Raw genomic sequence first — 13764 nt, 5'->3', positions numbered from 1 at the left:
AAGCAGCGCCTCGCACTACTCCCTCTACACTTCGGGGAGAGGGTTGGGGAGAGGGGGCATATTCGCGGCAGCGCCACCTGTCACTTGTAGGAGCGCACCCAGTGCGCGAAAAGCCGACGGAGCTTTGAGAAGCCGACAGGTGGCGGTCGCGCACTGGGTGCGCTCCTACAAACGTAGGGTTCGCCACGAAAAACGCCCCGTTGATCGGGGCGTTCTGGTTTGCGAACTTAAAAGCCCTTACAGCTTCTTCGTCAGCAGCGCTTCGAGCTTGCGCTGGTCGGCGGCGAATTTGCGGATACCGTCGGCAAGCTTGTCGGTGGCCATGGCGTCTTCGTTGTGACCCCAGCGGAAGGCGGCTTCGGTCAGCGGCGCAACCTTCGCTTCGCGGGTGCCGTCGTCGCTCAGCACGCGCGGCAACGCACCTTCTTCATGCTGGAGCTTTTCCAGCAGGTCGGGGCTGATGGTGAGGCGGTCGCAACCGGCGAGGGCCTGGATCTGGCCGATGTTGCGGAAACTGGCGCCCATCACCACGGTGTCGAAGCCGTGCTTCTTGTACCAGGCGTAGATGCGGCGCACCGACTTCACGCCCGGGTCTTCGTCCGGTGCGTAGGTCTTGGTGTCGGTGTTGCTGACGTACCAGTCCATGATGCGGCCGACGAACGGCGAGATGAGGAACACGCCGGCTTCGGCGCAGGCCACGGCCTGTTCGAAGGAGAACAGCAGGGTGAGATTGCAGTTGATGCCGCGCTTCTCCAGCTTTTCCGCGGCGCGGATGCCTTCCCAGGTGGAGGCCATCTTGATGAGGATGCGGTCGCGCTTCACGCCCGCTTCTTCATACAGCGAGATCAGGCGTTCGGCCTTGGCGATGGTGGCATCGGTGTCGAACGAGAGGCGCGCATCCACTTCGGTGGAGACGCGGCCCGGCACCAGTTCAACGATCTTGCGGCCCACGGCGACGGCCAGGTGATCGCCTGCGTCGATGAGCTGCTGCTCGCGCGAGTTGCTCTCGGACTTGGCGCGCGACACGGATTCGTCGATCAGCGGTGCATAGGCCGGCGATTCCGTGGCCTTCAGCAGCAGCGAAGGGTTGGTCGTCGCGTCCACCGGGTGATAGCGGGCAATGGCCTCGATATCGCCGGTGTCGGCGACTACGGTGGTGTACTGGCGCAGTTGTTCGAGTTGGGAAGACACAGTGATATCCGGCGGGTAAAGCGTGGATTGTCCACCCTTAGCCCTCGCGCGGCAAAGTCGCGTCCGCCTCTCCGGTCTCATCGGTGCCCGTGACGATGCGGGCGTGGCGCTGGTAGGTCCAGTACGACCAGGCCCAGTCCAGCATCACCACCAGACGGTTGCGAAAGCCGATCAGGAAGGCGATGTGCGCCATCAGCCATACCCACCATGCCAGCAGGCCCGAAAGTTTCAGACGGCCAAACTGCGCCACCGCCGCCATGCGCCCGATGGTCGCCAGCGAACCGTCATCGCGATAACGGAAGGGTCGGATGCCGGCGTTGCCGCGCCAGCGCGCCTTCAGCACGTCGGCCACGTACCGTCCCATTTGCTTGGCCGCGGGCGCTACGCCTGGTACGGGACGTCCATCAACCTGCGCGATGCTGGCAAGGTCGCCGATCACGAATACGTCCGGATGGCCGGGCAGGCTGAGGTCGGGCTCGACCAGCACGCGCCCCGCGCGATCCACTGGCGCACCAAGGCTCCGGCCCAGCGGTGAGGCGGCAACGCCCGCTGCCCATAGCACGGTGTGCGCCGGATGCGGCGCGTCACCAAGCATCACGCCGTGCGCATCGATGGCGGTGACCGCCGTGCCCAGGCGAACTTCGACGCCGAGTTTTTCCAGCTGGCGGCGTGCCTTGTCCGACAGTTCCGGTGCAAAGGCCGGCAGCAGGCGTGGCCCGGCTTCCACCAGCAATACATTCGCCTGCCGTGGATCGGCGCGACGGAATTCGCGCGGCAGTGTGTGGCGTGCGATCTCCGCCAGCGTGCCCGCCAGTTCCACGCCGGTGGCGCCACCGCCGACGACCACGAAGTTGAGCCATGCCTGTCGACGCGCCGGATCGTCTTCGCGTTCCGCGCGCTCGAAGGCGAGCAGCACACGGCGGCGGATGGTGAAGGCGTCATCCAGTGTTTTCAGGCCTGGCGCATAGCGTTCCCACTCATCGTGTCCGAAGTAGGCATGTGTGGCGCCGGTGGCGACGACGAGCGCGTCATAGCCGAGCCAGCCGCCAGCCAGCCGTACTTGCCGTTGCGCCAGGTCGACGTCGAGCGCTTCATCCATCAGCACGGTGATGTTGGATTGGCGACGCAGGATCTGCCTCAGCGGTGCAGCGATGGATGGCGCGGAAAGTCCCGCCGTGGCGACCTGGTAGAGCAGCGGCTGGAACAGATGATGGTTGCGGCGATCGACCAGGGTGATGCGTGCGTGGGTGTCGGCGAGTCCGCGCGCCACGGCGAGGCCGCCGAAGCCGCCGCCAAGAATGACGACATGGGGATGATCGGGGGAGGGGGCGTTGCCGTCCATGTGATGCCTCTCGGGAAAAGAAGTCATGGGAGCGCCCGCCGTGGCCCGTGCTCAGTAGAGGTCGACGGGATCCACGTCGAGCGACCAGCGCACCCGGCGCGCCGATGGCAGCGTCGAGAGTGTGCGATGCCAGGGTCGCAAAGCGTTGTGCAGGGTGGCGCGACTGTCCCCCTCGATCAGCAACTGGCCGCGATGCCGGCCCGCACGCAACGGCATGGGCGCGGGCATCGGGCCGGCCAGCTGCAGTGGCGCGCCGGCCAGCGCGGACGCGGCTTCGGCGAGAAAGGCGTCGACGTGCTCGCGCTGGTGCGCGTCGGCGCGCAGCAGCACCTGATGACCGTAGGGCGGCAACTGCACGCTGCGGCGCTCCTCCAGCAGCGTGATGGCCGCAGCGGCATAGCCTTGCGCCAGCAGCTGGCGCAGCAGGGGATGCTCGGGATGGTGCGTCTGCAGCAGCACGCGACCCGGTTTGGCGGCGCGGCCCGCGCGGCCGGCCACCTGTACGACGAGCTGGGAAAGGCGTTCGCTCGCGCGGAAATCCACGCTGTGCAGTCCTTCGTCCACGCCCACGATGGCCACCAGGGTGAGGTTGGGCAGGTCGTGGCCCTTGGCGAGCATCTGCGTGCCGACCAGGATCGCCGGTGCGTCCTGACGCAGGCCATCGAGCAGTTCCTCGAAGGCGTCGCGTCGGCGCGTGGTCTCGCGGTCGATGCGCAGCACCGGCACGTCGGGAAAATGCGCGGTGAGCGCTTCTTCCAGCCGCTCGGTGCCCTGGCCCTGCGGCTTGAGTTCCGGCGTGCCACAGGCGGGGCAGGCGGCGGGCGGACGCGCGTTGTAATCGCAATGGTGGCAGATGAGCATCCGGCGACCGGCGTGCAGGGTCATCGGGTGTTCGCAGCGCGGGCATTCCGCATGCCAGCCACAGCTGTAGCACAGCAGTACCGGCGCATAGCCGCGGCGGTTGCGGAACACCAGCACCTGCTCGCCGCGCTTCACGGTCTCGCCCACGGCGGCCAGCAGCGAAGGCGACAAGCCATGCTCCAGGCGCTGCGCGCGCATGTCCACGATCTGCACCTGCGGCGCGCGGATCGCACCGGGTCGCGCGCGCAGATGGAGCGCGCGGTAGCGACCAGCCTGCACGTTCGCCAGCGATTCCAGTGACGGCGTGGCCGAACCCAGCACCACCGGCACGTTGAGCGCGCGGGCTCGCAGCAAGGCGAGGTCACGTGCGTGGTAGCGGAAACCTTCCTGCTGCTTGTAGGCGCCATCGTGTTCCTCGTCCACCACGATCAGCCCCGCATTGGGCAGCGGCGTGAACACCGCCGAGCGCGTACCCAAGATCACCTGGGCTTCGCCGCTGCGGGCGCGCAGCCAGGCCCGCGCGCGGTCGCCTTCGGCAAGATTCGAGTGCAGCACCTGCACCGGCACGCCGAGGCGATCGCGCAGGCGGCGTACGGTCTGCGGAGCCAGGCCGATTTCGGGCACCAGCAGCAGCGCCTGCTTGCCTTGGGCGATCACCTGCTGGATCAGCGCCAGATACACCTCGGTCTTGCCGCTGCCGGTGACGCCGTCGAGCAGGAACGGTTGATAGTGGCCCAGCGCCGCGCCGATCTCTTGCACGGCGTGCTGCTGTTCGGGAGTGAGGTCGTGCGGGGCACTGGCCGGCATCGTTGCGGCGGCCAGCGCGATGCGTTCGATCAATCCCGCCTCATCGAGGCGCCGGCCTGCATCGCGCCAGCCAGGAAGCATTTCGTGCAGCAGTTCGGCCGTTTGCGGACCCTTCGCCAGCGCCTCCAGCAGGGCGCGACTGCGGCCGCGCCGGCTGCCGGCATCCAGCGCGCTGCGGCCGGCGGCGGTCAGCGACCAGGCTTCCTCGCGGGTGTCGGGCAGCGGGCGGTCTTCGCGCAGCGCCAGCGGCAGTGCGTTGGCGTAGGCCTCGCCCGGCGCGCCGAGCCAGTAGTCGGCGGCCCAGGCCAGTGTAGACATCAGTTCGGCGTCGAGCAGCGGCGCGTCATCCAGCACGCGCAATACCCGCTTGAGCCGGGCGCTGCCCACCGCCGCTTCGACGTCGGTGGCCACCACCACGCCCACCGCCTTGCCCTTGCCGAACGGCACCAGCACGCGGCTGCCCACGTCGGCCCGGCCCGCGTTGGCGGGCAGGTAATCGAACAGGGTCGGCAGGGGAACCGGGAGGGCGACGCGGAGAACAGCGGGCATGAACACCTCGTAGGCAGTCAGTGTAACCGGCCTGCCATCCACGGACGGAAGAAGGCGTCGGCTACCGAATGGCGCCCCGGCGCCCGCTTGCGGAGGCTTGCTGCCCCGTCATCTAGAAAGCCGACCTAAGTGACTATTGGCAGGGCGCTTTTGTGCTTATCCACAGAGTCTGTGGATAAGTCTGTGGATCGTGCGTTGAGGGAGGGCCTCCAGGCGCATGAAAACGGCTTTCCGGACGTCTTGCGCAAGTTTTAACCATGCTGAAATATGCTTTAAAATCAAAGCATTAAATTTCTTGGTGGGTTGATGTTCATGGAACTGCCACAGGCACGGGACTTGCCTTGACAGCCCTGTGACGCTGTGCAAAACCCCTCTCGACAGGGTTGCCTGGACGCCGCGAGACGGCGCCGCTGCGCCGTTTTCGTGTGATGGTTGTCACAAAATACCGTGCAGGGAAACGTCAACGCGCCAAGCCCAGCAGGGCGGCAAAGCCCAGGGCAAAACCGATCAGCCACGTGTAGCACCAGCCCACGAACAGGTACTTCATCGTGGTCAGGAACCAGCCCTGCCGGTAGACCCGCTTCTGCATGATCAGCAGGTACACCGGCATCCAGATGCCCAGGACCCAGATCAGTACGGTCAGCGGCGGGCCCATCCAGGCGCCATGCGGCACCAGCCACGCGCGCAGCATGCCCAGCAGCACGCCCAGCAGCAGTGCCAGGAACAGGAACGCATGGCTGTGCAGCGCCACGATGAGATGTTCCATGTAAAGACGCCGCCGGAAGACGTACATCACCTTCAGCAGCAGGGCGAACAGCGGCATCACCACGAACATGGTCTGTGGCAGCACGCTGAACACGCCGGCCAGGATGCGATCCTGCGCTGCGGCGCCTTCCTCGCCGCCGACCATGGCGCCCTTGAGGTTGGTGCCCATGTGTTCGATCGAGCGGTTGATGCTGCGGTTCATGCCATCAGGCAGCCAGGTCACATCGACCTGTTTGGAGTGGAAGTTCCAGCCGTCTTCGGTCTGTGCTGGCAGCGGTATGGCGCCCAGCTGCGAGAGGCGGTGGTTGGCGTGGTCCCGTTCCGCGCTCACGTCCCGGTGCATGGCCTTCTTGCCGTGGCCGGCGTCTTCGTTGGATTTCTCGATGTCCTTGCGCACCTGCTCGTAGTGCGTGCGCACGGCGTCGGGCGTGAGGTCCTTGGCGAATTCGCCGGTGCCTTCGCTGGCCTTGAGGTTGGTGTCAGTGAAGCCGACGTTGTCGATCGCGATGTGGCAGACGAAGAACGCCAGCAGGCACAACACGAACATCAGGCGGAACGGCGCCACGTAGCGCTGGCGCCGACCGGAGAAATATTCGAGCGTCAGGAAACCCGGGCGGTAGAGCAGCGGCGGCACGGTGTGCACCACGCGGCCGTCGATGTGCAGCACCATGTCGAGCGTGTCCTCGACCATGTGGTGCATCGGGCGCAGCACGGAATGAATGGATTGCCCGCACTCGTGGCAGAACTCTCCCTGCATGGGCGCGCTGCAGTTCGCGCAATGCACGCCCTCGAACGACACCAGTTCCTTCTTCATCTGCCTCCCCCGAGTCGGTCAACGCGCGATCTTGGCACAAGCGGGTGATGCAATCAGCCTCGGTGGGAATTCCCGGTTGGCTTGCGACAGGGGCTGTCGCGCCAGTGCGCTAGAATGTCCGGCCCAGGAGTCCTTCCCATGCTTGCTTTCCGCCCCGATCGCGCCAGGGTGGCGCGCGAGGTCGGTGCCACGGTGCGCCTCGCCCTTCCCCTGATTGCCGCGCAGCTGGCCGCTGTCGGTCCCAACTTCGTCGATGCCGTGCTCGCGGGGCATCTCAACGCACACGTGCAGGCCGCCGTCACCACGGCGGTGAGCATCTGGGCGCTCGCCCTGGTGGCGGGGCTGGGCATGATGATGGCGGTGCCGCCGTCGGTAGCGCAGCTCGACGGCGCGGGTCGTCGCCACGAGGTGGGCGCGGTGTTCGTGCAGGCGCTGTGGCTGGCGTGGTTCATGGGCGTGGTGATGTGGTTCCTGGTGCGCAATGCCACGCCCATGCTCGACTGGATCGGGGTAGTGCCCACGCTGCGCACCGACGTGATGCATTTCCTGCATGCCATCAGCTGGGCCGCGCCGGCGCTTACCAGCTACTTCGCGTTGCGGGGCCTTTCCGAAGGCCTGTCGATGACGCGCCCCTCGATGTATTTCAGCATCGGGGGCCTGCTGCTGCTGGCGCCCCTGGGCTACGTGCTGATGTATGGCAAGTTCGGCCTGCCCGCCTTGGGTTCGCTGGGCAGCGGCATCGCCACGGCCACGGTGCTGTGGCTGGAGATGCTCGGCTTCGCGTGGTTCGTGGCGAAGCATCCGGCGTATCGCGACCTTGGCCTGCGCGAAGGCCTGGCCTGGCCCAGACCCAAGATCCTGCTCGACCTGCTCAAGATCGGGGGGCCGATGTCCGTCACGCTGCTGGCCGAAGGCGGCCTGTTCGTGGCGGTGGCGCTGGTGATCGCGACGCTGGGCGAGACGGTGGTGGCCAGCCACCAGGTGGCGCTCAACGTGGCGACCATCGCCTTCATGGTGCCGCTGGGACTGTCGATGGCGATCACCGTGCGCGTGGGCAATGCGGTCGGGCGCGGTGACGCCACGGGCGTGCGCTATGCGGGCCTGTGCGGTATCGGGCTGGCGCTGTGCGTGCAGGTGGTGTCCTCCTCGGTGATGCTGAGTCTGCCGCATGTGCTGGCGCGGCTTTACACGCATGACGAGGCGGTGATCGCGCTGGCTGCGCAACTGATGCTGCTGGCGGGACTGTTCCAGTTTTCCGACGGCATCCAGGTGACCTCAAACGGGGCGCTGCGTGGCCTCAAGGACACCCGTGTGCCGATGGTGATCACCCTGTTCGCCTACTGGGTGGTAGGCATGCCGGTCGGCTGGTGGCTGGCGTTCCGGCACGGCTTGGGTGCGCGCGGCATGTGGATGGGCCTGATTGCCGGGCTCACCATGGCGGCCATCCTGCTGTTCATCCGCTTCTGCCGCAGCGCTGCGCGCGAGCGCTGGCGGCAGCCGGCCTGAGATCGCACGCAGGGCCTTGCGAACAGGCCGGCCTGCTGCGCCTTCGCTACTACATGACCTTCGCTGCGCGAACGGCTACGCTGTCGCGGACACTCTGAGGAACCTTCGCATGTCGGAGCGCCGTCCCAACGGTTTCTGGGCTTTTCTCTGCGTCCTTGGGCGCGGCATCAACGTGGTCAGGCTGGTTATCCTCAACCTGATCTTTTTCTTTTTCCTGTTCATCGTCTGCATGGTGCTGATGGCCGGATACCTCGGCACCCATGGCCAGCACGTCGTGCAGAGCGACAGCGTGCTGGTGATCAAGCCGCGGGGCGAACTGGTCGAGCAGTACAGTATCGAGCCGATGGAACGCGCGCTGGCGCAGCTGTCCGGCAACGAGCCCAAGCAGGTGCAGCTGCGCGACCTGGTTGGCGCCATCGATGCCGCCGCGAAGGACTCGCGCATCACGCGCATCCTGCTGATGCCGTCCGAACTGCATGGCGGCGGCTTTGCCGCGCTGCGCGAAGTGGGCGCGGCGCTGGATCGCTTCCGCGCGGCCGGCAAGCCGGTGATCGTGTGGGCGCCGAGCCTGGACCAGGGCCAGTACTACCTCGCCGCACATGCCGACCGCATCCTGGTGGATCCGCAGGGCGGCGTGATGATCACGGGCCTCGCCAACTACCGCCTGTTCTACAAGGACCTGCTCGACAAGATCGGCGTGGACGTCCATCTGTTCCGCGTCGGCCAGTTCAAGAGCGCCGCCGAGCCGTACATCCTCGACCACGCCTCATCCGAATCGAAGGAGGCGGACAGTTTCTGGATGGGCGGCCTGTGGGACAGCTACATCAACGAAGTGGCCAAGCTGCGCAAGATCGAACCCACTGCGTTGCGCGCCGACATCGACGGCCTGCCCGAGCAGATCGCCAACACGCGCGGCGACCTTGGCCGCCTATCGCTGGACCAGCATCTCGTCGATGGCCTGGCCACGCCGGCCGAACTCGAGGCGATGATGCGCCGCGAGGGCGTGCCTGCCGGCAAGAAGGGCGAAGGCTTCCGCCAGGTGTCCCTGCAGCGCTACAGCGCGGCAGTGCCCGACAGTGATGGCGGCCTCGACCCCGGCGTGTCGGTGGTGGTCGCCGAAGGCGAGATTTCGGGTGGCAAGCAGCCGCAGGGCACCGTGGGCGGTGACTCCACCGCGGCGCTGATCCGCGCGGCCCGCGAAGACAAGCGCACCAAGGCACTCGTGCTGCGCATCAACTCGCCCGGTGGCGAGGTGTATGCCGCCGAACAGATCCGCCGCGAAGTGGAACTCACGCGCGAGGCCGGCATTCCGGTCGTGGTGTCGATGGGCAACGTCGCGGCCAGCGGCGGTTACTGGATCGCGATGAATGCCGATCGCATCTATGCCGAACCCAACACCATCACCGGTTCCATCGGCATCTTCGGCATGGTGCTGACCGTGCCTGGCACGCTCGACAAGCTCGGCGTGAAGAACGACGGCGTGGGCACCGGTCCGCTCGCCGGCGCCTTCGACATCACGCGCCCGCTGGATCCGAAGGTCGGCACCGTGATCCAGGCGACCATCGAGAAGGGTTACCGCGATTTCGTCGGTCAGGTGGCCAAGGCGCGCGGCAAGCCGTATGACGCCATCGACACGATTGCGCAGGGTCGCGTGTGGACCGGCCAGCAGGCGCTGGATCGCGGACTGGTCGATCAGCTCGGCGGCCTGGGCGAGGCCGTGGCCGATGCGGCGAAGCGCGCCAAGCTCGAGAAGGGCTACCCGATCCGCTATGTCGAGGAACCGCTCGGCACGTTTGAGCAGTACCTGGTGAACCTCAACGAGAGCGCGATGGTGCAGGTGGCGCGTTCGTACGGCATAAGCGTGCCGTCGTGGATGAGCCGCATCAACGCGATGGCACCGGAGCTGAAGCTGCTGCGCACGGCCGAGGCTGGACGTCCAAACGTCTACGCGTACTGCTTCTGTGCGCCACGCTGATCAGCGAGCCTCGTGACACAAGAAGGCCCCGGTGCAAGCCGGGGCCTTTCTTTTTGGCGGGACGGACATCAGGCCAGGGCAGCGCTGTAGTACTCGCCATGGCGTTGCACATGCACGGGCATGTCGAAGGCGCGACTCAATGAGGAATCCGTGAGCACCTCGGCCTTGTCGCCCTGCTGCAGCATGCGTCCGTCACGCAACAGCACCACGCGTCCGATCTCCGGCAGGATCTCCTCGATGTGGTGAGTCACCAGCAACAGCGTGGTGCCGCTGCGGGCCAGCCCGCGCAGGCTTTCGAGGAAACGGCGGCGGCTCGCCATGTCGAGGCCGGCGCAAGGTTCGTCCAGCAGCAGCGCGCGCGGGCGATGCACCAGGGCGCGTGCAATCAGCACACGGCGCGCCTCGCCGGTGGAAAGACTGACCATGCGGCGGCCTATCAGATGAGCGGCGCCGGCGTGCGCAAGTGCCTCGTCCGCGCGTTCGCGCATGGATGAGGTAATGCGATGGTCCAGCCCCAGGCGACGCGCGGCGAAGAAGTTCGACAGCACCGCCTCGGAAACGTCGAGCGTGGCATCGCTGGTGCAGTCGTCCTGCAGCGAGGGCGACACGATGCCGAGCAGTCCGCGAAGTTCGGACACATGCCAACGATCGCGTCCGAATACCTGCACCGAGGCGTGGCCGTCGTCGCGCGCCAAAGGGTACAGCTCACGCGTGATCAGCCGGACCAGGGTCGACTTGCCGGCGCCATTGGCGCCAAGGATGGCCGTGTGCTCGCCGGCTTCGATGCGCAGGCTGAAGTGGTCGAGGATCAGCCGATCGCCGCGCATCACGCTGGCGTCGTCCAACTGCAGCAGCGGCGCAGCCGCCAGTTCGTCAGGGTGGGGGGCGTTCATGCAATCCACCATGCCCGCTGAAACACGGCTTGCCAAGTACCTCGATCGACACCCGTAGGAGCGCACCCAGTGCGCGACCGCGACGTGTGGCGTGCCTCAGTGTCCGGCCTCTGCGTTCACCGTCGAGATTCACCGCGGGCTCGTCGCGCACAGGAAGCGCTCCCACAGGATCAGGCGGCGACGTGTGCTGGTTGCGCTCCGATGATCAATTCGAAGTTGTTAGTGCGCATCGCTTCACGGCAGGTCCATCGCGCACAGGGTGCGCTCCTACAGGGAGGTGCGCCGGGCTACTGCGAGGCCGCGTCGATCTGCTGGCGCTGCTGGTCGGCCTGCTTGTCGACCGCCTTCTGCACGTCGCGGGCGCGTTGCTCGTCCTTCTTCAGGTCGTCCCATGGCGTGGCGACGCGCGCGGTGCTTGCGGCGGCAGGCTGTGACATGGGCGCCGGCGGCTTGCCGGAGCAGGCGGCGAGGAGGCAGGCGCAGAGCATCAGAGCAGGGCGTTTCATGGCGGGTCCTCGCAGCGCGTGGCGGGCAGTGTCGTGCAGTGGCGAGGCGGCCGGCAAGCTTGGCGCGGGTGGGATGGTGGTTTTAAGCTCGGTGCATGAACGCACGCATCGATGCCTGGCAGCTGCAGGGACACACCGCCTTGATCACCGGCGCCAGCAAGGGCATCGGCTATGCCGCCGCCCGCGAACTGGCGGGACTCGGCGCCAACCTGCTGCTGGTCTCCCGCGACGGCGACTACCTGGAACAGGTGCGCGTGGAGCTGCTGGACGATTTTCCGGGCATCGAGGTGCTGGCTTTCGGCGCGGATCTCAGCGAGCAGGAAGAGCGACTGGCCGTGTTCGACTGGATCGCCGACCTGGGCGCGCCGCTGTCGCTGCTGGTCAACAACGCCGGTGGCAACCAGCCGGCGCCCACGCTGGCTTATCGCGAAGAGGACTATCGCGCGATCTTCGAGCAGAACCTGTTCTCGGCCTTCGAGATGTGCCGGTTGGCGCACCCGCAGCTGGTGCAACACGCGAATGCGGCGATCGTCAACGTGGGCTCGGTATCCGGCATCACGGCCGTGCGCACCGGCTCGCCCTACGGCATGGCCAAGGCCGCGCTGCATCAGCTCACGCGCAACCTCGCCGTGGAATGGGGCGCCGATGGCATCCGCGTCAACGCAGTGGCGCCGTGGTACATCCGCACACAGCGCTCGGAACCGGCGCTGGCCAACGACGAGTACCTGGACGAAGTGCTGGACCGCACGCCGCTGCGCCGCATCGGTGAGCCGGAGGAAGTCGCCGCCGCCATCGCCTTCCTGTGCCTGCCCGCCGCGAGCTACGTCACCGGGCAGGTGCTTGGCGTGGACGGCGGCTTTCTCAACTACGGCTTCTGAGTCCGCACTTTTCCACAGCCCATGTGGACTGCCCATGGGCAAGCCTGTGGATAGGTGCTGCAAGTGCGCGCCAGCGCAGCGTTTTCATCATCGTGATCAAAATCGCGACAGGCGCGACGCGGTTTTCCACAGCCGTTGGGGAAAGGCTGGTAGCAAGCCTGTGGACAAGTGCTCGGCGCGCTTGCGCAGCAACCACTTGCATGGCTTTGCGCAAAACATGAGCAGCGTCGCTCAGCAGTTGCGCAGCTGTGCGCGCAGGATGGCTTCGCGTTTTTCCAGGGGCGGCTGGTCGCTCTTGAACGCGCGGCGCAATTTGGTTTCGATCTCGTCGTAGGCATCGCGCAATGCGTGGCAGGTCTCGCCCGGCGTCAGCTCACGGCATGTGTCCTGCACCCATACGTAGCGCCGCGCGATCAAACCGGGCGTGACATTGCCACGGTTGAGTTCGGGCGCGGAGGCACCGCCGCCACCGCCTGGTCCATACACTTGCGACAGCGGCAGCTGCGCGGCCCCGAGGATGCCGTAAGGCACCTGGTAGGGTTGCGGATCGCCGTTCTCGCTGAGGTAGGTCTTGCCGTCGGTGGCGCGCATGCAGGCATACATCACCGGCAGCGGCGTCACCGGTTCGGGCGCCGGAGTCGGCGGTGCCGTGTCGATGTCCTTCTGCGGGAGTGGCGATGGCGCAGGCGCAGGCGCAGGCATGGCCGGTTGGGAATCGTCGAGTTGCAGGGTTTGCTGTCGCTGCCCGGGCGCGCAGGGTTTGTCCTGGAAGGAGGTGCGGCCGTCCGCGCCGGTGCACTGATAGGCCGTGCCCGCGAGCGCCGGGCCTGCGAGGCCGGCCAGCAGAAGCAGCGTACCCAGGCGGATCATGCGCAGACCTCCGTCGAACGGTGGTGCTCAGAAGTCCGTGGCGTGTTCTTCCGCGGCAAAGCCCAACGTCACGGCGCCTTCGCCGACGTTGACCATGCCGGTGATGCTCATCGGCGCTTCCATCAGCTCCACGTCGCACTCGTCACATGCGGTGCGCAGCGCGGCGTAGCCCGGCAGCTTGCCCAGTTCGGCCAGGTCGCCGCCGTAGCTTACGCAGACCACTGGAACCAGCAGGCCGGCGTGCACGCGCTTGGCGGCATAGTTGAACAGCGTTTCCGCGCCCTGCTCGAAGCCGCGCACCTTGCCGACCGGTCCCGTCTCGCCGCGATAGCCTCGCAGCAGCGGCTTGATGTCCAGCGCCGAACCCAGCACGGCGCTCATCAGGCCCACGCTGCGATCGCCCTTCTTCTTGGCGCGGGCACGCAGGTAATAGAGGTCGCGCGGCAGCATGTAGCCGTAGGCATTGTTGGCAACAAGGGTGAGACGCTCGCGGATCGCCGCCGGGGCTTCGCCGGCTTCGATCAGCCGGGCGGCCTCCACGACAACCGGGCCTGAGCCGGCGAACAGCGTGCGCGTATCGATGACGCGCATCAGGAACGGGCCCGTGATGCCATGCCGCTCGCGTACGTCGCGGTAGTTCTTCAGCACCGCGAAGCTGGCCTTGATCACGTGGTCGTTGATGGCCGAGCGCGTGGCCGTGATGGTGAGGCAGAACACGCAGTCCTGTTCCAGCACCAGCTTGTCGAGGACCAGCTTCTGTACTTCCTCGATCGAGCAGGGTTCGGTTTCCGCCGAATGGCTGCGACT

11 protein-coding genes are annotated in these 13764 nt (G+C 66.7%); 3 read left to right on the top strand and 8 right to left on the bottom strand.

Annotated features, from left to right (window positions below; genetic code table 11):
- Nucleotides 1–237 precede the first annotated feature (237 nt).
- The 4 genes from tal to VFG49_RS10155 form a co-directional block, all read right to left on the bottom strand.
- The gene (tal, locus tag VFG49_RS10170) at nucleotides 238–1197 is read right to left on the bottom strand and encodes a transaldolase (protein WP_343215349.1); all 960 of its coding nucleotides are present in this window, start codon (nucleotides 1195–1197) and stop codon (nucleotides 238–240) included.
- Between the two features lie 31 nt (nucleotides 1198–1228).
- Entirely contained in the window at nucleotides 1229–2560 is a 1332-nt protein-coding gene (locus tag VFG49_RS10165; protein ID WP_324860069.1) for an NAD(P)/FAD-dependent oxidoreductase, read from the bottom strand.
- A gap of 24 nt (nucleotides 2561–2584) precedes the next feature.
- Nucleotides 2585–4750 (bottom strand): primosomal protein N', encoded by a 2166-nt coding sequence (locus VFG49_RS10160; protein WP_324860067.1) that lies wholly within the window; start codon nucleotides 4748–4750, stop codon nucleotides 2585–2587.
- Nucleotides 4751–5210: 460 nt separating this feature from the next.
- Nucleotides 5211–6329 (bottom strand): DUF3667 domain-containing protein, encoded by a 1119-nt coding sequence (locus VFG49_RS10155; RefSeq protein WP_324860065.1) that lies wholly within the window; start codon nucleotides 6327–6329, stop codon nucleotides 5211–5213.
- 138 nt (nucleotides 6330–6467) lie between these two features.
- Here VFG49_RS10155 and VFG49_RS10150 point away from each other — a divergent pair, with 138 nt between their 5' ends.
- Together VFG49_RS10150 and sppA are read left to right on the top strand one after the other, a co-directional pair.
- Nucleotides 6468–7835 carry an MATE family efflux transporter gene (locus VFG49_RS10150; RefSeq protein WP_324860063.1) on the top strand — a complete coding sequence of 456 codons (1368 nt, stop codon included), beginning with the start codon at nucleotides 6468–6470 and terminating at the stop codon, nucleotides 7833–7835.
- Between the two features lie 109 nt (nucleotides 7836–7944).
- Nucleotides 7945–9810 carry a signal peptide peptidase SppA gene (sppA, locus tag VFG49_RS10145; protein ID WP_324860061.1) on the top strand — a complete coding sequence of 622 codons (1866 nt, stop codon included), beginning with the start codon at nucleotides 7945–7947 and terminating at the stop codon, nucleotides 9808–9810.
- A 68-nt stretch (nucleotides 9811–9878) separates the two neighbouring features.
- Here the strand turns inward: sppA and VFG49_RS10140 are convergent, their stop codons facing one another.
- Nucleotides 9879–10703 (bottom strand): ABC transporter ATP-binding protein, encoded by an 825-nt coding sequence (locus VFG49_RS10140; RefSeq protein ID WP_324860059.1) that lies wholly within the window; start codon nucleotides 10701–10703, stop codon nucleotides 9879–9881.
- Nucleotides 10704–10990: 287 nt separating this feature from the next.
- On the bottom strand, nucleotides 10991–11209 hold the full coding sequence (locus VFG49_RS10135) for a hypothetical protein (RefSeq protein ID WP_324860057.1): 219 nt from the start codon (nucleotides 11207–11209) through the stop codon (nucleotides 10991–10993).
- 95 nt (nucleotides 11210–11304) lie between these two features.
- On the opposite strand from VFG49_RS10135, the gene VFG49_RS10130 reads away from it, so the two are divergent.
- On the top strand, nucleotides 11305–12087 hold the full coding sequence (locus VFG49_RS10130; RefSeq protein ID WP_324860055.1) for an SDR family oxidoreductase: 783 nt from the start codon (nucleotides 11305–11307) through the stop codon (nucleotides 12085–12087).
- A 231-nt stretch (nucleotides 12088–12318) separates the two neighbouring features.
- Here the strand turns inward: VFG49_RS10130 and VFG49_RS10125 are convergent, their stop codons facing one another.
- Entirely contained in the window at nucleotides 12319–12957 is a 639-nt protein-coding gene (locus tag VFG49_RS10125) for a DUF4124 domain-containing protein (protein WP_324860053.1), read from the bottom strand.
- 27 nt (nucleotides 12958–12984) lie between these two features.
- Nucleotides 12985–13764 (bottom strand): DegV family protein (locus VFG49_RS10120; protein ID WP_324860051.1); only part of this gene is annotated, 780 nt, incomplete at its 5' end.

This window comes from Dyella sp., from assembly GCF_035685885.1.
GTDB lineage: Bacteria > Pseudomonadota > Gammaproteobacteria > Xanthomonadales > Rhodanobacteraceae > Dyella.
The sequence above is the reverse complement of the archived record's forward strand: the minus strand, read 5'-3'. Positions and strand labels throughout refer to the sequence as shown.

Bases quoted from the DNA above. Each gene is read 5' to 3' on its own strand.
- VFG49_RS10150 (WP_324860063.1), top strand. From the start codon at position 6,468: ATGCTTGCTTTCCGCCCCGATCGCGCCAGGGTGGCGCGCGAGGTCGGT.
- sppA (WP_324860061.1), top strand. From the start codon at position 7,945: ATGTCGGAGCGCCGTCCCAACGGTTTCTGGGCTTTTCTCTGCGTCCTT.
- VFG49_RS10160 (WP_324860067.1), bottom strand. From the start codon at position 4,750: ATGCCCGCTGTTCTCCGCGTCGCCCTCCCGGTTCCCCTGCCGACCCTG.
- VFG49_RS10140 (WP_324860059.1), bottom strand. From the start codon at position 10,703: ATGAACGCCCCCCACCCTGACGAACTGGCGGCTGCGCCGCTGCTGCAG.
- VFG49_RS10155 (WP_324860065.1), bottom strand. From the start codon at position 6,329: ATGAAGAAGGAACTGGTGTCGTTCGAGGGCGTGCATTGCGCGAACTGC.
- VFG49_RS10130 (WP_324860055.1), top strand. From the start codon at position 11,305: ATGAACGCACGCATCGATGCCTGGCAGCTGCAGGGACACACCGCCTTG.
- VFG49_RS10165 (WP_324860069.1), bottom strand. From the start codon at position 2,560: ATGACTTCTTTTCCCGAGAGGCATCACATGGACGGCAACGCCCCCTCC.
- VFG49_RS10125 (WP_324860053.1), bottom strand. From the start codon at position 12,957: ATGATCCGCCTGGGTACGCTGCTTCTGCTGGCCGGCCTCGCAGGCCCG.
- VFG49_RS10135 (WP_324860057.1), bottom strand. From the start codon at position 11,209: ATGAAACGCCCTGCTCTGATGCTCTGCGCCTGCCTCCTCGCCGCCTGC.